This window comes from Gordonia sp. J1A (genome assembly GCF_055393515.1).
On the sequence record NZ_AP041607.1, the window covers coordinates 2180785 to 2200983 of the forward strand.

Sequence of the window (20199 nt, forward strand, 5' to 3'; positions counted from 1 at the left end):
GATCGTCCGGCCGTGCGTCGCGAGAATTCGGCGCCCTCCGAATTCGCCCGGCGCGGCATCACATCCCGTTTTACAGTGAGCCGTATGACAGCGTCTGACTCGGTTCAGGGCCCGGCAGCACAAGCATTGTTGGACGTCGGCCGCTTCTTCACCAAATGGGATGAGACCGACGACAGACGCGCGGTCTTCCGCGACGGCGGTCGTGCGGGCGACATCTTCTACCGCGACCGCTGGAGTCACGACAAGATCGTCCGGTCCACCCACGGGGTGAACTGCACGGGCTCGTGTTCGTGGAAGGTGTACGTCAAAGACGGCATCATCACCTGGGAGACACAGGAGACCGACTACCCGTCGGTGGGCCCCGACCGGCCGGAGTACGAGCCGCGCGGCTGCCCGCGCGGCGCCTCGTTCTCCTGGTACACCTACTCGCCCACCCGGGTCCGCCACCCCTATGCGCGCGGAGTGCTCCTGGAGATGTACCGGGAGGCCAAGCGCCGCACCGGCGATCCCGTGCTCGCGTGGGCCGACGTGGTCGGCGACCCGCTGCGCCGGCGCTCCTACCAGCAGGCTCGCGGCAAGGGCGGACTGGTCCGCGTCACGTGGGACGAGGCGATCGAGATGGCCGCCGCGGCGCACGTCCACACCATCAAGACCTACGGCCCCGACCGCTGCGCGGGCTTCTCCCCGATCCCTGCGATGTCGATCGTGAGCCACTGCGTGGGAACGCGGTTCATACAGCTCATCGGCGGCGTGATGACCTCGTTCTACGACTGGTACGCCGACCTCCCAGTGGCCAGCCCTCAGGTGTTCGGCGACCAGACCGATGTGCCCGAGTCGGGCGACTGGTGGGACGCGTCGTACCTGATGATGTGGGGATCCAACGTCCCGGTGACCAGGACGCCCGACGCCCACTGGATGACCGAGGTCCGCTATCGCGGGACCAAGGTGGTCAGCGTCTCGCCCGACTACGCCGACAATTCCAAGTTCGCCGACGAGTGGCTGCCCGCCCAGGCCGGCACCGACGCGGCGCTCGCGATGGCGATGGGCCACGTGATCCTCAAGGAGTTCTACGTCGGCCGAGAAGGCGGACCGACCCCGTTCTTCGCCGACTTCACCCGCAAGTACACCGACCTCCCCTTCCTCATCCATCTCGACGAGCGCGACGGCACGCTGGTCCCCGGCAAGTTCGTGACCTCCGAGGAGTTGCGACCGGACCCGGCGAGCGGCCCCACCGAGGACGTCTGGAAGACGGTCCTGATCGACGACGCGACGGGCGAGCCGATGGTCCCGAACGGCACCTTGGGCGACCGGTACTCACCGTCCGGCGAAGGCCGGTGGAACCTCGATCTGGACGGTGTCACCCCACGGCTCACCCTGCTCGGCGAAACCGGCGCGGAGGCCGTCGAGGTCTCGTTCCCCTCCTTCGACGCCCCCGACGGCAGCGGCTCGGTCATCACCCGCGGAGTGCCCGCACGGCGATTCGGCGGGGGTCTGGTCACCACCGTCTACGATCTGCTGCTGGCCCAGTACGGGGTGGGCCGCGATGGCCTCCCGGGCCAGTGGCCCACCGGCTACGACGACGCCTCCAGTCCCTACACGCCCGCGTGGCAGGCCGAGATCACCAGCGTCCCAGCTGAATCCGCGATCCGTATCGCCCGGGAGTTCGCCACCAACGCCGAGGAGTCCGGCGGCCGGTCGATGATCATCATGGGTGCGGGCATCTGCCAGTGGTTCCACGGTGACGCCACCTACCGGGCGATCCTGGCCATGCTCATCCTCACCGGCTGCATGGGCCGCAACGGCGGCGGGTGGGCTCACTACGTGGGCCAGGAGAAGTGCCGTCCGATCACCGGCTGGATCTCACTCGCCAACGCCCTCGACTGGACCCGTCCCCCGCGTACCCAGCCGGGCACCTCGTACTGGTACATGCACACCGACCAGTGGCGCAACGACGGCTACTCCACGTCGGCCCTGACCTCACCGCTGTCATCGGGCACGCTCGACGGAATGCACACCGCCGACGCCATCGCGCAGTCGGCGCGGCTGGGATGGATGCCCTTCTATCCGCAGTTCTCCGACAACCCGCTCGACGTGGCCGACGCCGCCCGCTCGGCGGTCGAGTCGGGAGACGCGACCGATCCCGCGTCGTACGTGGCCGGGAAGCTGGTCGACGGCGGGCTGACGCCGGCGATCAGCGACGTCGACGCACCCGAGAACTGGCCGCGCACGCTGGTGCTGTGGCGGTCGAATCTGCTCGGCTCGTCGGCCAAGGGCGACGAGTACTTCCTGCGCCACCTGCTCGGCACCCATCACAACGTGCTCGGCAGCGAGAATCCCGAGGCCCCGGGAGGTGAAGTGGCACGAGCAGGCGCCCGAGGGCAAGCTCGACCTGCTGCTGTCGGCTGATTTCCGCATGACGTCGACCACGCTGTTGAGCGACATCGTGCTGCCCGCAGCGACCTGGTACGAGAAGCACGACCTCAGCTCCACCGACATGCACCCGTTCGTCCACGCCTTCAGTCCGGCGATCGATCCGCCGTGGGAGGCCAAGAGCGACTTCGACCTGTTCCACCTGCTGGCCGCGGAGTTGTCCCGGCAGGCGCGGACCCACCTGGGCACCCGCTACGACCTCGTCGCCACCGCCGCACAGCACGACACCCCCGGCGAGACCGCGCAGCCGCACGGCCGGGTGGTGGACTGGCGCGACGGCGCACCGGCGATGCCCGGCGCGAACATGCCCTCGTTCCAGGTGGTGGAACGCGACTACACGGCCATCGCCGACAAGCTGGCCACCGTCGGGCCGCTCGCCGACAAGCTGGGCTTCACCGTCAAGGACGTCAACTACGACATCGCCTCGCAGATCCCCAAACTGGCGGCGTCCAACGGAGTGATGCCGCCCCGGCCCGGCGACGGCGCGAGCGGGCCGGACTTCGACCGACCGGGCGTCGGACGTCCCGCCATCGACACCGACGCCAAGCTCGCCGAAGCGATCTTGACCTTCTCGGGTACCACCAACGGCGAACTGGCCGTGGACGGCTTCACCAAACTCGAACGCCGCGTCGGCAAGCGCCTCGCCGATCTCGCGGAGGGTTCGGAGGAGAAGCGCATCACCTTCGCCGACACGCAGTCGGCACCGGTGCCGGTCATCACCTCACCCGAGTGGTCGGGTTCGGAGAGCGGCGGACGACGGTACGCGCCGTTCACCGTGAACATCGAGCGCGACAAACCCTTCCACACGCTCACCGGGCGTCTGCACTTCTACCTCGACCACGACTGGATGCTCGACATCGGGGAGGCGCTGCCGATCTACCGACCGCCCCTCGACATGCATCGGTTGTTCGGCGAACCGAAGCTCGGGCCCGACGGCAGCAAGCAGATCACCGTCCGGTACCTCACGCCGCACAACAAGTGGTCGATCCACTCCGAGTACCAGGACAACCTGTTCATGCTCTCGCTCTCGCGCGGCGGTCCCACCGCGTGGCTGTCGCCGGAGGACGCGGCGTCGATCGATGTGCACGACAACGACTGGATCGAGTGCGTCAACGCCAACGGCGTCTACGTCGCACGCGCCATCGTCAGCCACCGCATGCCAGTCGGGGTCTGCTACGTCCACCACGCCCAGGAGCGGACCATCGACGTCCCGAAGTCGGAGGCCACGGGACGCCGCGGCGGCATCCACAACTCCGCGACCCGTCTGCTGGTGAAGCCCTCACATCTGATCGGCGGCTACGCGCAGCTGACGTACGCGTTCAACTACCTCGGGCCGACTGGCAATCAACGCGACATCGTCTCGACCATCCGCAAGCGCAGCCAGGAGGTGACCTACTGATGCGAGTCATGGCTCAGGTCGGGATGGTGATGAATCTCGACAAGTGCATCGGCTGTCACACGTGCTCGGTCACGTGCAAACAGGCGTGGACCAACCGTGCGGGCACCGAGTACGTGTGGTTCAACAACGTCGAGACCCGTCCCGGCCAGGGATATCCGCGGCGGTACGAGGACCAGGAACAGTGGAAGGGCGGATGGCACCTCAATAAGAAGGGCGATCTGCGGCTCCGCACCGGCGGGCGCCTGCAGAAGCTCTTCACCATCTTCCACAGCCCGGTCCAGCCCACGCTGAGCGACTACTACGAGCCGTGGACCTACGACTACGAGACGCTGGTGAACGCCCCGCTGGGCGACGACTTCCCGGTCGCACGGCCGAAGTCGCTGATCACCGGTGAGGACACCAAGGTCACGTGGTCGGCCAACTGGGACGACAACCTGGGCGGGTCGACGGAGTACGGCGATCTGGACCCGATCGTCGAGAAGATCCGCAAGGAGTCGGAGGAGAAGATCCAGTTCTCCTTCGAGCAGACCTTCATGTTCTACCTTCCGCGCATCTGCGAGCACTGCCTCAATCCGGCGTGCATGGCGTCGTGCCCGTCCGGTGCGATCTACAAACGTGAGGAGGACGGCATCGTCCTGGTGGACCAGGACCGCTGCCGCGGCTGGCGCCAGTGCATCACCGGCTGCCCGTACAAGAAGATCTACTTCAACCACCGCTCGGGCAAGGCGGAGAAGTGCACGCTGTGCTATCCGCGCATCGAGGTGGGTCAGCCCACGGTGTGCTCCGAGACCTGCGTCGGACGGCTCCGGTACCTCGGCATCTTCCTCTACGACGCCGATGCCGTGACCGCGGCGGCGTCGGTTCCCGACGACAAGGACCTCTACGAGGCCCAACTCGATCTGATGCTCGACCCCGACGATCCGGAGGTGATCGCGCAGGCCCGCGCCGCGGGGATCCCCGACGACTGGATGGACGCCGCGCGCCGGTCGCCGGTGTACGCGCTCGCGAAGAAGTACCGGGTGGCACTGCCCCTGCATCCGGAGTACCGGACGATGCCGATGGTCTGGTACATCCCGCCGCTGTCGCCGATCGTCGACCTGCTGTCGGAGCAGGGACACGACGGCGAGGATCACGGCAATCTCTTCGGCGCCATCGACTCTCTGCGCATCCCCGTGGAGTATCTCGCGGAGTTGTTCACCGCGGGCGACACCGGCGTCGTCGAGGACGTGCTCCGGAAACTGGCCGCCATGCGCGCGTACATGCGCGACGTCAACCTCGGTCGTGAGACCAACCCGCTCATCCCGGGCTCGGTCGGCATGACCGAGGAATCGGTCTACGAGATGTACCGGCTTCTGGCGATCGCCAAGTACGACGAGCGCTACGTGATTCCGACCGCCCACCACGAGCAGGCCGTCAAGCTCGACGAGATGGCCTGCTCCCTCGATCAGGAGGGCGGCCCCGGCATGTACGAGTCCGGTTCCTTCGGCGAGGCCAGCGGCCGGCCGATCCCGGTGTCGGTGGAGACCTTCCAGGCGCTCAAGCAGCGGCAGACCACGGACATGCCCGCCGGGGACGCGACTCTGCGCGGTCGGACCAACCTGTTGAACTGGGACGGAAACGGCGTCCCGGAGGGCATGTTCCCGCAGCAGTCCGCCGAACACGGGTCCGGATCATGAGGCTGCTGCCCCGCCGACGTGCCGCCGCGCGCACCGATGCCCGCGTGGTGCATCAGATCGCCGCGTGGAGTCTCGGCTACCCCGACGCCGAGTTCTTCGGCCGCATCGACCTGATGAGGTCGGCGCTCGACGAGACGGCCGCGGGTGAGTCCGCCGACGCCCTGCGCGGGTTCCTCGATCACGCCGCATCGGCCGACCCCTCGCAACTCGCGCAGCACTACACCGACGTCTTCGATCTCTCGCGCAAGCACACGCTGTACCTGTCCTACTGGTCGGCCGGCGACACACGGCGTCGCGGATCGGTTCTCACCGACTTCAAACAGCTCTACCGCGACAGCGGATTCGTGGTGGATCTGCACGGCGAACTGCCCGACCACCTGCCGGTGGTCCTGGAGTTCGCGGCGCTCGCGGACCCCGAACGCGGCGTTCAGGTCCTGACCGAGAACCGTCCGTCCCTCGAACTGATCCGCCTGTCGCTGGTCGACGTCGGCTCCCCGTACGCGGACGTTCTGGCGGCGGTGTGCGCGACACTGCCCGGACAGTCGCCGCCCGACCGTGCATCCGCACTCGCGATGGCCGGTCCCGAGCGCGCCGTCGAGACCGTCGGCCTCGAGCCGTACGACGCGCGACTGCTTCCCCTGTTCACCATCGACGATTTCACCCGCAACGGTTTCACCGACTCCGGCGAAGAGGCATACCGATGAACATCTTTCTGTGGGGCGTCCTACCGTACATCGCGCTGATCAGCGTGATCGGCGGAACCATCTGGCGGTACCGGTACGACAAGTTCGGCTGGACCACCCGCTCGTCGGAGCTCTACGAGTCCCGGCTGCTGCGGTTCGGTTCGCCGCTGTTCCACTACGGGATCCTCGCGGTGATCGCTGGCCACGCCATCGGTCTGGTGATCCCGCAGTCGTGGACCGACGCGGTCGGGATCACCGAGACGATGTACCACTGGGTGGCGGCGGTCGGCGGCATCATCGCCGCCGCCGCGACCCTGCTCGGCGTGGGCATCCTCATCTATCGCAGGCGCACCACCGGGCCGGTCTTCATGGCGACGACGCGCAACGACAAGCTGATGTACGCGGTCCTGGTCGCGGCGCTGATCGCGGGCAGCTACATCACCCTCGTCGGCATGATCGATCCCCACGGCGAGGGCGTGAACTACCGCGAGACCGTCTCCCCGTGGTTCCGCTCGGTCTTCTACTTCCAGCCCGACATCTCCTCGATGGAGGCGGCCCCGCTGCGCTTCCACATCCACGTCGTGATCGGCATGGTCATGTTCATGCTGGTGCCGTTCACGCGGCTGGTCCACATCTTCACCGCTCCCATCCACTACCTGTTCCGCCCGTACATCGTCTACCGCAGCAAAGACACGCGCCCGGCCCCGGGCAACGCGCCGAGCCGCCGCGGCTGGGCTCCCATCGGTGTGAAGGACCGTGACTGAATGACTGCGCCCGTGACAATCGACAAATCGGCCCAGACCCGCAATCTCGTTCTCGCCACCGTCGCCTTCGCGATCAGCTTCTGGGCCTGGAACCTGATCGCTCCGCTGGGCGTGTTCTACGCCGGACCGAACGAACTCGATCTCGACTCCACGCAGAAGTCCGTGCTCGTCGCGGTGCCGATCCTCGTCGGCTCCCTCGGCCGGATCGTCGTCGGCGTGCTGACGCCCCGCTACGGCGGCCGCATCATGTTCACCGCGCTGCTGCTGATCTCGGCGCCCTTCGTGATTCTGGTGGCGGTGGCCGGTGAGCTGAAGTCGTACCCGATGTTGCTGGTGATCGGCTTCTTCCTCGGCATCGCGGGCACCACCTTCGCCGTCGGCATCCCGTTCCTGAACAGCTGGTACGAACCCAGTCGCCGCGGTTTCGCGACCGGCGTCTTCGGCGCCGGGATGGGCGGGACGGCGCTCTCGGCGTTCTTCACGCCGCGGTTCCGCGAATGGTTCGGCTACTTCCCCACGCACATCATCATCGCGGTGGCGCTGGTGGTGGTCGCGGTGGCCTGCTGGATGTTCATGCGCGAGGCCCCGGCGTGGGAGCCGAACACCGAGTCGGCGGTGCCGAAGCTCGTCGGCGCTCTCAAGCTGCCGATCACCTGGCAGATGTCCTTCCTGTATGCGGCTGCGTTCGGCGGATTCGTCGCTTTCTCCACCTACCTGCCGACGTACTTGAACGACGTCTACGACATCACCGACCTGAAGTCGGCCGGCGCCCGCACCGCCGGATTCGCCATCGCCGCGGTGGTGATGCGACCGGTCGGCGGTGCACTCTCCGACAAGTTCGGGCCGCGGATCATCACCGCGATCTCGTGCGGCGGCGCCGCAGTGCTGGCCGTGTGGATGATGACCAAGCCCGACCTCGGCAGCGGGCTGGCCGCGGTCGACTTCATCCTGATGGCGATGATGATGGGAATGGGATCGGGTTCGGTCTTCGCCTGGGTGTCGCTGGCCTCACCGCCCGCACGCGTGGGCGCGGTCACCGGCCTGGTCGGTGCGGCGGGTGGCCTCGGCGGCTTCTTCCCGCCGTTGGTGATGGGCGCGACCTACAACGCGGTGGAGCACTCGTACACGATCGGCCTCGGGCTCCTGGTGGCCTTCGCGGCGGCGGCGTGTCTGTTCACCGTCTTCGGCATCCCGAAGAGTGAGGCCGAACGTGAGCGGGCGGAGGCGTCGGCATGAGCGCGGTGTCGTTACCCGAAGTGGTCGAGGAACTCCTGTCCGAGGCGCGCGAAGCGCACTCCGGCCGCGCCGGACGCACGGTGCGCGGTCACAGCGACCACCGGCTGCGGCACACCGTGATCGCGCTCCGCGCCGGCGCCGAACTGTCCGACCACGAGAGTCCCGGCGAGGCGACCCTCCAGGTCCTCCATGGCCGCGTTCGGTTGACGTGCGAGGACGGCGACTGGGAAGGGGGCGCCGGCGCCCTCACCGATATTCCCCCGACCCGGCACGGCCTGGTCGCCGACGACGACTCAGCGGTCCTGCTGACCGTCGCCCTGCGCTGACCTCGGCGGGCCGGCGGAGATTTCGGCTCCCGGACGGGGCTCACAGCCCCGTCCGGGAGCCGAAATCTCATCGGGCGTGCGCAAGCGCCGAACCCGCATCCCGGTCGGGGTGAACCACGCCTGTTCTCCGACACCCGGCGGCACCACACCCACCGGAGTCTGCGCCACCAGACCGCCGTCGCTCTCGACGAGTACCCGGCCCGCGTGCACCGACACCGAACGCACCCGGCTCCGGACCGCGCCCGACGTCCGGGACACCGTGACCTCGTGCGGAACCACGATCCCGAACGCCCGGGCCCCCTCCGCGACGTCCTCGACCGCGACCGCCGGCAGCACATCGTCCCCGGTCACCAGGGCGCCCTCACTCCAGACGCCGTGCACCACCGCGTATCCCGCCAGGGCTGCGCTGAACGGATGAGCCGGCGCCGCGGCCATCTGCGCCGGCGTCGTCTCCTCGACGACGGTGCCCGACTCGATCACCAGACACCGGCTCGCCCACTGCCACGCGTCCGCCAACTCGTGTGTCACCAGGACGCTGGTGGTCGCCGTGCGCGCGAGCTCGTCGGAGAGCATCCGCCGGATCTGCGGAGCGCTGGCCGCATCGAGCGCGGCGAAGGGCTCATCGAGCAGCAGCACCTCGGGTTCGGCGGCGAGCGCGCGGGCGATCGCGACCCGCTGCTGCTGGCCGCCCGAGAGGCGATGCGGCTTCCACCCGCCCGCATCGGGCAGACCGATCCGACCGAGCCAGCCCTCCGCGATCGCGCGCGCCTGCCGCCGGGATCGGCCCTGGGCACGCGGCCCGAAGGCCAGATTGTCGACGACCGACAGGTGCGGGAAGAGCCGGGGCTTCTGCTCGAGCAAGGTCACTCTGCGCTGCTCGGGCGGGACGTGGACGCGGCCGTCGAGGACTCGTCCACCCAGGCGGATCTCGCCCGCGGTCGGCCGGATGAGACCCGCCAGCGCGCCCAGGAGCGTCGACTTGCCCGCACCGTTCGGACCCAATACCGCCAGGCACTCCCCGCCCGGCACCTCGAACGCGGCCGAGACGGTGAACTGCGCTCGGCGGATCTCGATGCGCGCGGTGAGCGGCTGCCCGCTCACCGGACCGCGTCCGTTCGCCACGACCGCAGCCCGAGCACGATCACCGCGGTACTCACCAGCAACAGCAACGAGAGCGCGACCGCCGAATCCTGCGTGACGCCCACCCCGTTGAAGGCGGTGTAGATGGCCAGGGGCATGGTCCGGGTGACGCCCGGAGAGTTCCCCGCGAAGAGTGCCGTCGCCCCGAACTCGCCGAGCGCGCGTGCGAAGGCGAGCGCCGCACCGGCGGCCAGACCCGGCAGCACGAGCGGAAGCGTGATCCGCGACAGCACGCGCCAACGGCCGGCTCCGAGGGTCGAGGCGATCTGCTCGTAGCCGTCGCCTGCGGTTCGCAGCGCACCCTCGACCGCGATGACGTAGAACGGCATGGCGACGAACGTCTGCGCCACCACCACCGCGGCAGTCGTGTACGGCAGGCTGTAGCCCGTCGCCTCGAACACCGGCTTGCCGACCAGCCCCGACCGGCCCAGCAACGACAGCAGCGCCAGTCCGCCGACCATCGGCGGCAGCACCAGGGGGATCAGGACCGTCGCTCGCAGCACCGACGCCCAGCGCTGCGGCGCGCGGGCGATCACCACGGCCAGCGGGGTGCCGATCACAGCGCACGCGGCGGTCGCACAGGCCGCGGTGACCAGCGACAGCCACAGTGCCGTCAGCGATGCCGACGAGAAGAGGTCGGCGCCGAGCGTCTCCCACCGCACCCGCGAGATCAACCCGACGATGGGCGCGACCAACAGAGCCAGCGCGACCAACGCGGGCACGTACAGCGCCTTCGGCAGCATCACCGGGGCCTCGGTGGCGACGTGGCGGCCTCGGGCCGGGAACCGGTCACGGCGCGCCGAAACCGTACTTCGCCAGGATCTTCTGTCCTGCGGGCGAGAGGACGTAGGCGGTGAAGGCAGCGGCGGCCGCCGGCGACGGAGCCTTCTTCGACACCGCGATCGGGTAACGGTTGACCGCGACCTGAACGTCGGCGGGAGTGATGCCGATCAGCTTGCCGTTCGAGGCGGCCACATCGGTCTTGTAGACCAGACCGGCGTCGGCCTCGCCCGCCTCGACGCGGTTGACCACCGAGGTCACGTTGGTCTCCTCGCTGACCGGCGAGACGTCGACGTGCGCGGCGGCGAGCAGCTTGCGCGAGGCCTTGCCACAGGGCACCTCCGGAGCGCAGAGCACGGCGGTGACGCCGGGCTTCGTCAGGTCGGCCAGGCTCGTGACGTGCTTCGGGTTGCCCGGCGCGACGGCGATCTGCATCGTATTGGTCGCGAAGACGGTGCCCGCGTCGGTGACACCGGCGTCGGTGACCGGCGTGAGACTCGACTGGTCCGCGAAGGCGATGACGTCGACGTCGGCGCCCTCCACGATCTGGGTCGCGAGGGCCTGCGAGCCGTCGTACACGATCGGCGCCACCGAGTACTCTGGGTGCGCCGCGGTGAAGGACTTGGCCAGTTCGTCGAACGATCCCTGCAGCGAGGCCGCGGCGAAGATCCTGATCGGCGCCGAGGCACCGGCCGACGCCTGCTCCTGACTGCTGCATCCGGCTACCAGCAGCATCAGTCCGAGCACTGCGGCCACGAACTTCTTCATCAGACGGCACTCCGTCCCGACGGGGTCTCCACGACCACCGCCGTCGCTTTGACCGTCGCGGTCGCAAGGGAGCCCACTTCCAATCCGAGTTCCCTCACCGCCTCGGTCGACATCAGCGACACCACCCGGTGCGGGCCGCTGCGCATCTCCACCTGGCTCATCACCGGGTCGGACTGAACATGTGTGACGATCCCGACGAAGCGGTTCCGAGCGCTGGTGCCGCGCGTCACCGGATCGTGGCGCCCCGATTCCGCGGAGGCGAGAAAGCCTGCGAGGTCGGCACCGTCGACAGTCGCGCGGCCCGAGTCGTCGGTCCCCGATGCGATCCGGCCCTGTTCGATCCATCTGCGGAGGGTGTCGTCGCTGACGCCGAGGAGGTCCGCGGCTTCCCGAATCCGAAACACGGTCATAACGACTGAATCTATACGCATCTGCGGCAGCTCGCTCGCCTTGCGCTGCGCATCTGAGGACTCGCGATCGCCCGGGCCCTCCGCCGACCGCGACCGGCGCCTGCGCTCCCGGGCTGCGCACCCGACCGATCCCGAGCCGATAGGCTGAGGCCATGCCTTTGCGTGCGGACCGGAGTCCCGAGTGATCACCGTCGACGAGCACCGCTCCCGGATTCAGACAACCGTGTCGCGCCTGCCCGCGACCATCCTCTCCATTCACAGTGCGGCCGGGCTCGTCCTCGCCGAGGACGTCACCAACCGGTGGCCGGTCCCGCTGTTCGACAACTCCGCGATGGACGGTTACGCCGTCCGGCGCGTCGACGCAGCGGTGGGCGCGACGCTGAAGGTGGTAGCCGACGTTCCCGCGGGCAGTCCGGACGACCCGCCGATCGGCGCCGGAGAAGCCGTCCGGATCATGACCGGCGCGCCGGTTCCCACCGACGCCGACGCGATCGTCCCCCTGGAGCACACGGATCTCGGCACCGAGATCCTGGCGACGCCTCCGGACAGCGTGACCGTCACGGTGGAACCGAAACCGCACGCCCACATCCGGCGATCCGGCGAGGACGCACCGGCGGGCGCCGTCGCCGTTTCGGCGGGCACGGTTCTCGGCCCGTGGCAGGTGTCGGCGATCGCGTCGGCCGGACACGACCGGGTCCTGGCCTACCGCCGGCCCCGGGTCGCGGTGATCTCGACCGGAACCGAACTCGTCGAACCCTCGCAGACGCCCCGCCGCGGGCAGATCCCGGAATCCAACTCCGCGCTGCTGTCGGCCGCGGTGGCGGAGGCGGGCGCCGAAGTGGCCTGGACTGCGACTGTCGAGGACGACGAGGAAGCCCTCCGGCGGACTCTCGCTGATCCGGACGTGGACGCGGTCGTCCTCACCGGCGGCGCCAGCGTCGGCGCGTTCGACGTGGTCAAAGCGGTCCTGAACGGGGTGGGCGGCATCGAGTTCACCACCGTGGCGATGCAGCCCGGCAAACCGCAGGGCTTCGGGCTGCTCGGGGTGCGCGGCCCGAGCGCTGAACGCACCGGGATCCCGGTGTTCTGCCTGCCCGGCAACCCGGTCAGCGTCGCGGTGTCGTTCGAGATGTTCGTGCGGCCGGCCCTGCGGAAGATGGCCGGGCACACCGACCTCGATCGCCCGCGCGTGGTCCGGCGCGCCGCGACGGGCTGGCGCAGCCGCGCCGACCGGGTCCAGATCCTTCCCGCGGTGGCCGACGCACAGACCGTCCGGCCGGCCTCCCGCGGCGGCAGTGGCTCACACCTGGTGTCCTCGCTCGCCGACGCCTCCGCGCTGGCGATCGTGCCCGCGGACGTGGTGGAGATATTCGAGGGAGATCCCGTCACCGTGATGGTGCTGTCATGAGCGGCGGCCCCTTCACCCACCTGGACGATGCGGGCCAGGCACGCATGGTCGACGTGACCGAGAAGAATCCGACGGTCCGCAGTGCGACCGCGCAGGGCTTCGTCCGGTGCTCGCCGCAGATCGTCGCCGCCCTCCGCGACGGCGCGGTCCCTAAGGGCGATGTGCTGGCGGTGGCGCGCATCGCGGGCATCTCGGCCGCCAAACGCACTCCGGAACTGCTGCCGCTGGCCCATGTGATCGGCGTGCACGGCGCGGCCGTCGACCTCACGATCGTCGACGACGGCGTCACCGTCTCTGCGACGGTCCGCACCGCCGATCGCACGGGGGTGGAGATGGAGGCGCTCACCGCCGTCAGCGTCGCCGCGCTGGCGCTCGTCGACATGGTGAAGGGCCTCGACAAATCGGTCGAGATCGAGAACGTCCGGCTGGTGCGCAAGACCGGCGGCAAGAGCGGCGACTGGGTGCGATGACCGCGGCCATCGTGCTCGCCGGAGGTCGTGCCGCCCGCATGGGCGGTGCCGACAAGGCGAGTATCGACGTCGGCGGGCGCACGCTGATCGACGCCGTGTACGACGCACTCGCCGGCGCCGACCCGGTGATCGCGGTCGGACCGCAGAGCGTGGGCCGGCCGGGTGTGCAGGTGATCCGGGAGGATCCCCCGTTCGGCGGTCCGGTGGCCGGACTGGCCGCGGCACTCGGGGCCGTCGGCGACAGCGCCGAGGTGTGGCTGCTCGCCTGCGACCTGCCCCGCGCCGAGGCGGTGGTCGCGCAACTCCGGGACGTCGCTCTCGCCGCCGTGGACGACGCGGTGGTCCTGGAAGACGCCGACGGCCGGATCCAGTGGCTGGCGGGACGGTACCGGACGGAGTCGCTGCGCCGGGCGGTCGCCGCGCTGACCAGTGCGCGCGACGCGTCGATGCGGGCGCTGACCGCGGGGCTGTCGCTGCGCACGGTGGTCGACCGAGCCGGCGCCGCGATCGACCTCGACACCTGGGACGACGTGCGCGATTATCGGTTGACCACCCGAACCGTCGATACGGAGGACGAATCGTGACCGCCTATCCCCCCGGCCTGGACCGCTGGGCGCAGGAACTCGCCCCGGCCCTGGGTCTGAACGAGGCCGAGGTGCCCACCGCGCTGCTGCTGGATGTGACCCGCGATGTCGCTCACTCGATCCTGCGCCCGGCCGGCCCCATCACGACCTATCTGATCGGCCTCGCCGTCGCGAACGGCATGTCGGCAGAGGATGCGGCCGCACGGGTGCACGAACTGGTGGAGAAGAGATCGGCCGAATGATCATCCGTTACTTCGCGGGAGCCGCGGAGGCCGCGGGCCGTTCGGAGCAGACCGCTGACGGTTCCGCGGCGGTCGGCGACTTGAAGGCTCGGCTGTCCGGAGAACTGGGCCCTGAGTTCGAGCGAGTGCTGAGCTGCTGTTCGATCCTGGTGGACGGGGTCCGCGCCACCGACGAGACGGTCGCGGCGGCCGACGCCACCGTGGACATCCTGCCGCCCTTCGCCGGCGGCTGACGGCACCGGCTCCGGCTCACCCGCCGATCGCGGACATCGGACGGTCGGGTTGCAGGAAGCCGGGATCGTCGATGCCGTGTCCGGCGAGCTTCGCGGTCACCGACTCGCGGATGGCCGACTCGATCCGTTCGTCCGGTGCCCCGGAACGCAGCAGCGCGCGCAGATCCGATTCACCGCGTGCGAACAGGCAGTTCCGGAGCTGTCCGTCGGCGGTGAGTCGCACCCGGTCGCATGAACCGCAGAACGGCGCGGTCACCGAGGCGATGACCCCGACGGTGGTGGGCCCGCCGTCGACCGTGTACAACTGTGCCGGATTCGAGCCGCGGTCGTCGCACGCGCTGAGGGCGAACTCCGCCGACAGGGCCGCGAGGATGTCGTCACCGGTGACCATCTGCGCCCTGGACCAGGTGTGCCCGGCATCGAGCGGCATCTGCTCGATGAATCGCAATTGAGCGCCGTGCTCGCGCGCGAAACGGACGAGGTCGGTCAGCTCGTCGTCGTTGACGCCGTGCATCGCGACGGTGTTGATCTTGAGCGGTGTGAGGCCGGTGGCCTGTGCCGCGGCGACTCCGCGGAGCACGTCGTCGAGCCGGTCCCGGCGGGTCAGCGTCGCGAACCGGTCCGCACGCAGCGTGTCGAGGCTGATGTTGAACCTCTCCAGACCCGCATCGGCCAGTTCCCGAGCCCGCGTGTCCAGTCCGATCCCGTTGGTGGTGATGGAGACGCGCAGCGGTCCGTCCGCGCCCTCGATCGCCGAGAGCCGGTGCACCACGTCCGCCAGGTCGGGTCGCAGCAGCGGCTCGCCCCCGGTCAGCCGTACCTCGACGATCCCCAGCGACGCGAAGACCGACGCCAGACGGATGATCTCGTCGGTGGTCAGCAGTTCGGGACGCGGGATCCACGGCACGCCCTCGGCGGGCATGCAGTAGGTGCACCGGAGGTTGCACCGGTCGGTCAGGGAGATCCGGAGATCTCGGTGCACGCGGCCGAATCGATCGACGAGTTCGCGGCCGGTCATGTCGCGACCCGGCCCAAGCCGACCCACGTGTGCGAGCCGTCGCTCTCTATCTGCTTCTTCCACATCGGCAGTTCGGCCTTCACCGTCTCCACCAGATCGCGATCGAGGTCGAAGGCGTCACCGCGATGCACCGACGAGACCGCGGCGACGATCGCGACGCCGCCGACCGGCAGCCGGCCGACCCGGTGGCTGACCGCGATCCGCACTCCGGGTCGGTCGACGCGCTCCGCGATCTCGCGCAGGATGCGCTCGCTGTCGGGGTGAGCGCTGTACTCCAGTTCCACTACCTGCCCGCGCGCGTCGGGATCGTTGTCGCGCACCGTCCCCACGAACAGCGCGGTGGCGCCCGCATCCGGTGCCGCTACGGCGTTCACATGGGCCGCGACGTCGAGGTCGACGTCACTGATCCGGGCGAGGACGATCATCGGTGATCGCCTCCGGCGGCCTGAGCGACGGCGTGCTCGGCGATCTGCACGATCACGGGGACACCGTCGCGCACCGCGCCGGTCGACCCCGCCAGATTCACCACGAGGGAACCGCGCCGCATGCCCGCGACGCCCCTGGAGAGCATCGCGTGCGGCAGCGCCGCGATGCCGACCCGCCGGATCTCCTCTGCCACGCCGGGCAGTTCACGCGTCAGCAGCGGTGCCGTGGCCTCGGGCGTCACATCGCGGGGCGAGACGCCGGTGCCGCCGGTCGTGACGACCAGACCCGAACCGGCCTCCACCACTTCGACGATCACACTCGAGATCGCGTCGCGATCGTCGGGGACGACGATCACCTCGGCGCTCCAGCCCGCCTCCCCGAGGAGATCGGCCGCCAGCGGACCGGAGACGTCCTCGCGTTCGCCGGCGAACGACCGGTCGGAGACGGTGATCACCGTCGCGCGCTTCTGCTTGGAATCCACACCTTCGAGCGTGCCACGTCCGGTGCCGCGGCGTGAACCGCACGGCCGTTTCATTCCGGTGCTCATCGATCGTCCCGCCGCGCCGTCTTGGTGTACCAGGGGCGCGGACCGTGCCAGCCGTAGCGCAGCGACGCCAGACGGACCACGGTCACCAGCGCCGCGCACAGCAACCCCACCCACGGCCGATAGACGCCGAGGTGCAGCAGCAGCGCCGTCACCGCCGCGCCGACCAGCGACGGAATCGCGTAGAGATGCTCGTTGGACCGCAGCACCGCGGGCACCGATCCGGAGAGCACGTCCCGGATGATGCCGCCGCCGATCGCCGTCGTCAGACCGAGCATCGCCGCGCTGGGCGCGCTGAGCCCGTGCTCGTAGGCGGTCACGGTGCCGGTGACCGCGAACAGGCCGAGACCCACCGCATCGGCCACCTCCAGCGGCCATCGGGTCAGCCGGGCCGGCGGGTGCCACACGAAGATCACGAGCGCGGTCGCGACGGCCACTGCCACCAGACGCAGGTCGGTGAAGGCCGTCGGAGGCGTCTTCCCGATGATCACGTCGCGGATGATGCCTCCGCCGAGCGCGGTCGCCGCGGCCAGCAGCACGATGCCCACGACGTCGAGGTCGCGCCGCACGGACAGCAGCGCACCGGATGCCGCGAAGGCCACGATCCCCGCCAGTTCGCCGCCGTGGTGGACCAGCGACGCGGCGTTGTCGAGGTTCGAGGACAGCCACACCGACATCGACCACCTCCGAGTCCGTCTTCGACCTGCATGCGGCAGACGCGTGAGGCGTCCGAGGCCCGATCAGCCCGAGGTGAATCTAGCGCAGGCACCGTGCCTGGTGAGCAGCGGAATCCCCGTCGCCGGCTCCGCGGGTCCGCGGAGCCTGGCAGACTGGAGACATGAGGAAGAAGTGGGCCGAACTCTCACCCGCCGCACGTGCGGGGATCATCTCGATGGCCGCGGTCGACGCGGGCCTGCGCGTCTGGGCGATCCGCGATCTGCGGTCACGCGACAAGAACCAGGTCAACGGCCCGAAACTGGTCTGGACCGTGGTGCTCGGCGGAGTGAACTCCGCGGGGCTCCTGCCGACCGTGTACCTGCTCGCCGGGCGCAAGCGCACCACGTCCGAATCGCATTAGCCTGCGGTCGGAGCCGACGCGCCGTACGCTGTCAGTGCACCTGACCGGACCGGCTGCGAGATCGGACTCATCCGACATCCGCCGGACCCTGTGAACCACGGATGCGCCGCATCCCGTCCCGAACCCGATGGCCTCGCCGAACACGGTGGGGCCATCGGTGTCTGGACGCTACGCGGCGAGCGTGCGGTTCCGCTGTTCCACCGCGAAGTGTGCGAACACGATCAAGCTGAGGAATGCGGCGAAGGTGCACCAGATCGAGGCGTATCCCGCGGCGTTCATCACCGCGGCGACGCTCATCGCGACGAGATTGCCCGCTCCCATCGCGACGACGTAGCGGTGCGAGCTCGACATCGGCGCGACGCAGGTGGCGAACACATAGGGAACGGCCAGCCAGGCAGCACTGAACGGGACGCCGAGCCGGTAGTCGAGGTTGCCGTCGACCACCGCGACGCTGATACCGGGCTGGATCGCGAGATACAGCATGTACACCGCGAGCACCGCGCCGACTCCCAGCGGAACCGTCTGCAACCGGCGCCGGTGTGGCTCCGATTCCATCAGCCACACGGCCCACGGGATGTAGGCAGGCAGCACGGCCCACGCGAACATCACCCACATGTGCACGCCTGCGCCGGAGAGCAGCGCCTCGCTGCGGTCGCCGAGCGCCAGCCAGGTCCATCCCTCCAGCGCCTGATGCACCCCGAAGAGCAACGGCAGCGCCGCGAAGGGCAGCTGCCGCACATCCCGGACCAGGCACAGGGTGGTGGCGCCCACCGCGGTGATCACACCGGCGCCCACGAAACTCGCAGTCGCGCTGAAGCACATGCGTCGAATCCTGCCACTCGCGCGGGCACGGCAGCGGACATTCACCCTCGGCCGCGCCGCAGAACGGACGAGGACCCGCCTCCTTGAAGGAGACGGGTCCTCGTCACATGCCTATCGGCGGGAAGTCACCAGCTGGACTTCTGCACACCCGGCAGCTCGCCGGCGTGCGCCATGTCGCGGAAGCAGACGCGGCACAGGCCGAACTTGCGGTACACCGAGTGCGGGCGTCCGCACTTGTTGCAGCGGGTGTAACCCCGGACTGCGAACTTGGGCTTCTTGTTGGCCTTGTTGACCAGAGCCTTCTTTGCCATCTCAGTTGTCCCTATCTCAGTTCGCGGCTGCGTCGTTGCTCTTGAACGGGAAGCCCAGAGCGCGAAGCAGCGCACGGCCTTCGTCGTCCGTGGTGGCCGAGGTGACGACCGTGATGTCCATGCCACGCGGCCGGTCGATCGAGTCGATGTTGATCTCGTGGAACATCGACTGCTCGTTGAGGCCGAAGGTGTAGTTGCCGTTGCCGTCGAACTGGCGGTCGCTCAGACCGCGGAAGTCGCGGATACGCGGGAGGGCGATCGACACGAGGCGATCGAGGAACTCCCACATGCGGTCGCCGCGGAGGGTGACGCGCGCACCGATCGGCATGCCCTCACGCAGCTTGAACTGCGCGATGGACTTGCGGGCGCGGCGGATCTCCGGAGCCTGACCGGTGATGAGCGCCAGGTCGGCGACGGCACCGTTGATCAGCTTGGCGTCACGGGCGGCGTCGCCGACACCCATGTTCACGACGACCTTGACGACGCCGGGGATCTGCATGACGTTGGCGTAGTTGAACTCTTCGTTCAGCTTGCCCTTGATCTCCTCGCGGTACTTGAGCTTCAGGCGAGGCTGGACCTTCTCAGAAGTGGTCATATCAGATGTCCTTCCCGGTCTTGCGGGAGATGCGGACGTTCTTGCCGGTCTCCTCGTCGCGGCGGTAACCGACGCGGGTCGGGTTGCCGTCGGCGTCGACGATCATCACGTTCGAGACGTGGATCGGAGCCTCCTGCGTCACGATGCCGCCGGACTCCGCACCGCGCTCGTTCGCCGAGGCGCTGGTGTGCTTCTTGATGCGGTTGACGCCCTCGACGAGCACGCGCTCGCGCTTCGGGTAGGCCTCGATGACCTTGCCCTTGGCGCCCTTGTCCTTGCCCGCGATGACGATGACGGTGTCACCCTTATGGATCTTCATGGGTCAGATCACCTCCGGTGCGAGCGAAACGATCTTCATGAAGCGCTTGTCACGCAGCTCGCGGCCGACCGGGCCGAAGATGCGGGTACCGCGCGGGTCGCTCTCGTTCTTGAGGATGACGGCCGCGTTCTCATCGAACTTGATGTACGAGCCGTCCGGGCGACGGCGCTCCTTGACGGTGCGCACGATGACGGCCTTGACGACCTCACCCTTCTTGATGTTTCCGCCGGGGATGGCGTCCTTGACGGTGGCGACGATGACGTCACCCACGCCGGCGTAGCGCCGCGACGATCCACCGAGAACACGGATGCAGAGGATCTCCTTCGCACCGGTGTTGTCGGCCACGCGCAGCCGCGATTCCTGCTGAATCACTGCGTAGTCTCCTTGACCTGGATACTTATGTCCGCCGGATTTCCGACCCGACGCACACGGTCTGTCACCATCGAAACCCGCGCCTGCCTGGGCGTTCCCCGGATTCCGGAGGACGCCGCAGTGGGTTCGCGGCTCGACTCGCGGCGCACACGCCGCAGGCAACCG

At 69.0% G+C, this 20199-nt stretch carries 24 protein-coding genes and 1 pseudogene; 12 read left to right on the forward strand and 13 right to left on the reverse strand.

All coding sequences use genetic code 11. The features are described 5' to 3' along the window. Positions 1-84 precede the first annotated feature (84 nt). The 6 genes and pseudogenes from ACZ5QD_RS10310 (at position 85) to ACZ5QD_RS10335 (ending at position 8514) form a co-directional block, all read left to right on the forward strand. Positions 85-3829 (forward strand): annotated as a pseudogene (locus ACZ5QD_RS10310) (nitrate reductase subunit alpha). Then, entirely contained in the window at positions 3829-5505 is a 1677-nt protein-coding gene (narH, locus tag ACZ5QD_RS10315; protein ID WP_062365880.1) for a nitrate reductase subunit beta, read from the forward strand. Before ACZ5QD_RS10310 ends, narH begins: the two are co-directional and overlap by 1 nt. Continuing rightward, on the forward strand, positions 5502-6209 hold the full coding sequence (gene narJ / locus ACZ5QD_RS10320) for a nitrate reductase molybdenum cofactor assembly chaperone (RefSeq protein ID WP_464366720.1): 708 nt from the start codon (positions 5502-5504) through the stop codon (positions 6207-6209). The genes narH and narJ overlap by 4 nt, the downstream gene beginning before the upstream one ends. Next, a complete protein-coding gene (narI, locus tag ACZ5QD_RS10325) occupies positions 6206-6952 on the forward strand; it encodes a respiratory nitrate reductase subunit gamma (RefSeq protein ID WP_045537162.1) in 747 nt (248 codons plus the stop codon). The genes narJ and narI overlap by 4 nt, the downstream gene beginning before the upstream one ends. Then, complete coding sequence (locus ACZ5QD_RS10330; protein WP_006895599.1) at positions 6953-8188, forward strand: MFS transporter; 1236 nt, start codon at positions 6953-6955, stop codon at positions 8186-8188. Next, positions 8185-8514, forward strand: a complete 330-nt coding sequence (locus ACZ5QD_RS10335; protein WP_006895600.1) for a cupin domain-containing protein — start codon at positions 8185-8187, stop codon at positions 8512-8514. The genes ACZ5QD_RS10330 and ACZ5QD_RS10335 overlap by 4 nt, the downstream gene beginning before the upstream one ends. Here the strand turns inward: ACZ5QD_RS10335 and ACZ5QD_RS10340 are convergent. From ACZ5QD_RS10340 to ACZ5QD_RS10355, 4 genes are read right to left on the reverse strand one after another with little or no spacing between them, the layout of a single operon-like run. Then, positions 8482-9615, reverse strand: coding sequence for a sulfate/molybdate ABC transporter ATP-binding protein (locus ACZ5QD_RS10340; protein ID WP_278124757.1), 1134 nt, complete (start codon positions 9613-9615; stop codon positions 8482-8484). The two genes, ACZ5QD_RS10335 and ACZ5QD_RS10340, sit on opposite strands and share 33 nt — an antisense overlap. Further along, positions 9612-10397 carry an ABC transporter permease gene (locus ACZ5QD_RS10345; RefSeq protein ID WP_045537156.1) on the reverse strand — a complete coding sequence of 262 codons (786 nt, stop codon included), beginning with the start codon at positions 10395-10397 and terminating at the stop codon, positions 9612-9614. Before ACZ5QD_RS10345 ends, ACZ5QD_RS10340 begins: the two co-directional genes overlap by 4 nt. Before the next feature lie 46 nt (positions 10398-10443). Then, a complete protein-coding gene (modA, locus tag ACZ5QD_RS10350; protein WP_222111242.1) occupies positions 10444-11202 on the reverse strand; it encodes a molybdate ABC transporter substrate-binding protein in 759 nt (252 codons plus the stop codon). Then, positions 11202-11612 carry a TOBE domain-containing protein gene (locus ACZ5QD_RS10355; protein ID WP_062365884.1) on the reverse strand — a complete coding sequence of 137 codons (411 nt, stop codon included), beginning with the start codon at positions 11610-11612 and terminating at the stop codon, positions 11202-11204. The genes modA and ACZ5QD_RS10355 overlap by 1 nt, the downstream gene beginning before the upstream one ends. Before the next feature lie 181 nt (positions 11613-11793). Between ACZ5QD_RS10355 and ACZ5QD_RS10360 the strand changes: the two genes are divergently transcribed. Genes ACZ5QD_RS10360 through ACZ5QD_RS10380 form a run of 5 tightly spaced genes read left to right on the forward strand, consistent with a single transcriptional unit; the run spans position 11794 to position 14549 of the window. Further along, a complete protein-coding gene (locus ACZ5QD_RS10360) occupies positions 11794-13020 on the forward strand; it encodes a molybdopterin molybdotransferase MoeA (protein ID WP_222111241.1) in 1227 nt (408 codons plus the stop codon). Then, positions 13017-13490, forward strand: coding sequence for a cyclic pyranopterin monophosphate synthase MoaC (gene moaC / locus ACZ5QD_RS10365; protein WP_222111240.1), 474 nt, complete (start codon positions 13017-13019; stop codon positions 13488-13490). Before ACZ5QD_RS10360 ends, moaC begins: the two co-directional genes overlap by 4 nt. Next, a complete protein-coding gene (mobA, locus tag ACZ5QD_RS10370) occupies positions 13487-14074 on the forward strand; it encodes a molybdenum cofactor guanylyltransferase (RefSeq protein WP_222111239.1) in 588 nt (195 codons plus the stop codon). Before moaC ends, mobA begins: the two co-directional genes overlap by 4 nt. Next, on the forward strand, positions 14071-14316 hold the full coding sequence (locus tag ACZ5QD_RS10375; protein ID WP_222111238.1) for a DUF6457 domain-containing protein: 246 nt from the start codon (positions 14071-14073) through the stop codon (positions 14314-14316). The genes mobA and ACZ5QD_RS10375 overlap by 4 nt, the downstream gene beginning before the upstream one ends. Further along, a complete protein-coding gene (locus ACZ5QD_RS10380; protein ID WP_222111237.1) occupies positions 14313-14549 on the forward strand; it encodes a MoaD/ThiS family protein in 237 nt (78 codons plus the stop codon). The genes ACZ5QD_RS10375 and ACZ5QD_RS10380 overlap by 4 nt, the downstream gene beginning before the upstream one ends. Before the next feature lie 16 nt (positions 14550-14565). Here ACZ5QD_RS10380 and moaA read toward each other — a convergent pair whose 3' ends face one another. The 4 genes from moaA to ACZ5QD_RS10400 form a co-directional block, all read right to left on the reverse strand. After that, positions 14566-15567, reverse strand: coding sequence for a GTP 3',8-cyclase MoaA (gene moaA / locus ACZ5QD_RS10385; RefSeq protein WP_222111236.1), 1002 nt, complete (start codon positions 15565-15567; stop codon positions 14566-14568). After that, positions 15564-15992 carry a molybdenum cofactor biosynthesis protein MoaE gene (locus ACZ5QD_RS10390; RefSeq protein ID WP_045537144.1) on the reverse strand — a complete coding sequence of 143 codons (429 nt, stop codon included), beginning with the start codon at positions 15990-15992 and terminating at the stop codon, positions 15564-15566. The genes moaA and ACZ5QD_RS10390 overlap by 4 nt, the downstream gene beginning before the upstream one ends. After that, positions 15989-16474 carry a MogA/MoaB family molybdenum cofactor biosynthesis protein gene (locus tag ACZ5QD_RS10395; protein ID WP_039867092.1) on the reverse strand — a complete coding sequence of 162 codons (486 nt, stop codon included), beginning with the start codon at positions 16472-16474 and terminating at the stop codon, positions 15989-15991. Before ACZ5QD_RS10395 ends, ACZ5QD_RS10390 begins: the two co-directional genes overlap by 4 nt. Positions 16475-16536: 62 nt before the next feature. After that, positions 16537-17214 (reverse strand): trimeric intracellular cation channel family protein, encoded by a 678-nt coding sequence (locus tag ACZ5QD_RS10400; RefSeq protein ID WP_006895613.1) that lies wholly within the window; start codon positions 17212-17214, stop codon positions 16537-16539. Between the two features lie 161 nt (positions 17215-17375). On the opposite strand from ACZ5QD_RS10400, the gene ACZ5QD_RS10405 reads away from it, so the two are divergent. Further along, complete coding sequence (locus ACZ5QD_RS10405; protein ID WP_222111235.1) at positions 17376-17615, forward strand: hypothetical protein; 240 nt, start codon at positions 17376-17378, stop codon at positions 17613-17615. A gap of 168 nt (positions 17616-17783) precedes the next feature. On the opposite strand, the gene ACZ5QD_RS10410 is transcribed toward ACZ5QD_RS10405, so the two are convergent. From ACZ5QD_RS10410 to rplN, 5 genes are all read right to left on the reverse strand, one after another. Next, on the reverse strand, positions 17784-18437 hold the full coding sequence (locus tag ACZ5QD_RS10410) for a DUF6629 family protein (RefSeq protein WP_222111234.1): 654 nt from the start codon (positions 18435-18437) through the stop codon (positions 17784-17786). 125 nt (positions 18438-18562) lie between these two features. Next, the gene (locus ACZ5QD_RS10415; RefSeq protein WP_006895617.1) at positions 18563-18748 is read right to left on the reverse strand and encodes a type Z 30S ribosomal protein S14; all 186 of its coding nucleotides are present in this window, start codon (positions 18746-18748) and stop codon (positions 18563-18565) included. 16 nt (positions 18749-18764) lie between these two features. Beyond that, positions 18765-19343: a 50S ribosomal protein L5 gene (gene rplE, locus ACZ5QD_RS10420; RefSeq protein WP_006895618.1), complete on the reverse strand. Its 579-nt coding sequence runs from the start codon at positions 19341-19343 to the stop codon at positions 18765-18767. Position 19344: 1 nt separating this feature from the next. Next, entirely contained in the window at positions 19345-19662 is a 318-nt protein-coding gene (gene rplX / locus ACZ5QD_RS10425) for a 50S ribosomal protein L24 (protein WP_006895619.1), read from the reverse strand. A gap of 3 nt (positions 19663-19665) precedes the next feature. After that, a complete protein-coding gene (gene rplN / locus ACZ5QD_RS10430) occupies positions 19666-20034 on the reverse strand; it encodes a 50S ribosomal protein L14 (RefSeq protein ID WP_006895620.1) in 369 nt (122 codons plus the stop codon). Positions 20035-20199 lie beyond the last annotated feature (165 nt).

Coding starts and splice junctions, on each gene's coding strand:
- narH (WP_062365880.1), top strand. CDS start 3,829: ATGCGAGTCATGGCTCAGGTCGGGATGGTGATGAATCTCGACAAGTGC.
- narJ (WP_464366720.1), top strand. CDS start 5,502: ATGAGGCTGCTGCCCCGCCGACGTGCCGCCGCGCGCACCGATGCCCGC.
- narI (WP_045537162.1), top strand. CDS start 6,206: ATGAACATCTTTCTGTGGGGCGTCCTACCGTACATCGCGCTGATCAGC.
- ACZ5QD_RS10330 (WP_006895599.1), top strand. CDS start 6,953: ATGACTGCGCCCGTGACAATCGACAAATCGGCCCAGACCCGCAATCTC.
- ACZ5QD_RS10335 (WP_006895600.1), top strand. CDS start 8,185: ATGAGCGCGGTGTCGTTACCCGAAGTGGTCGAGGAACTCCTGTCCGAG.
- ACZ5QD_RS10345 (WP_045537156.1), bottom strand. CDS start 10,397: ATGCTGCCGAAGGCGCTGTACGTGCCCGCGTTGGTCGCGCTGGCTCTG.
- modA (WP_222111242.1), bottom strand. CDS start 11,202: ATGAAGAAGTTCGTGGCCGCAGTGCTCGGACTGATGCTGCTGGTAGCC.
- ACZ5QD_RS10355 (WP_062365884.1), bottom strand. CDS start 11,612: ATGACCGTGTTTCGGATTCGGGAAGCCGCGGACCTCCTCGGCGTCAGC.
- moaC (WP_222111240.1), top strand. CDS start 13,017: ATGAGCGGCGGCCCCTTCACCCACCTGGACGATGCGGGCCAGGCACGC.
- mobA (WP_222111239.1), top strand. CDS start 13,487: ATGACCGCGGCCATCGTGCTCGCCGGAGGTCGTGCCGCCCGCATGGGC.
- ACZ5QD_RS10380 (WP_222111237.1), top strand. CDS start 14,313: ATGATCATCCGTTACTTCGCGGGAGCCGCGGAGGCCGCGGGCCGTTCG.
- moaA (WP_222111236.1), bottom strand. CDS start 15,567: ATGACCGGCCGCGAACTCGTCGATCGATTCGGCCGCGTGCACCGAGAT.
- ACZ5QD_RS10390 (WP_045537144.1), bottom strand. CDS start 15,992: ATGATCGTCCTCGCCCGGATCAGTGACGTCGACCTCGACGTCGCGGCC.
- ACZ5QD_RS10400 (WP_006895613.1), bottom strand. CDS start 17,214: ATGTCGGTGTGGCTGTCCTCGAACCTCGACAACGCCGCGTCGCTGGTC.
- ACZ5QD_RS10405 (WP_222111235.1), top strand. CDS start 17,376: ATGAGGAAGAAGTGGGCCGAACTCTCACCCGCCGCACGTGCGGGGATC.
- ACZ5QD_RS10410 (WP_222111234.1), bottom strand. CDS start 18,437: ATGTGCTTCAGCGCGACTGCGAGTTTCGTGGGCGCCGGTGTGATCACC.
- ACZ5QD_RS10415 (WP_006895617.1), bottom strand. CDS start 18,748: ATGGCAAAGAAGGCTCTGGTCAACAAGGCCAACAAGAAGCCCAAGTTC.
- rplE (WP_006895618.1), bottom strand. CDS start 19,343: ATGACCACTTCTGAGAAGGTCCAGCCTCGCCTGAAGCTCAAGTACCGC.
- rplX (WP_006895619.1), bottom strand. CDS start 19,662: ATGAAGATCCATAAGGGTGACACCGTCATCGTCATCGCGGGCAAGGAC.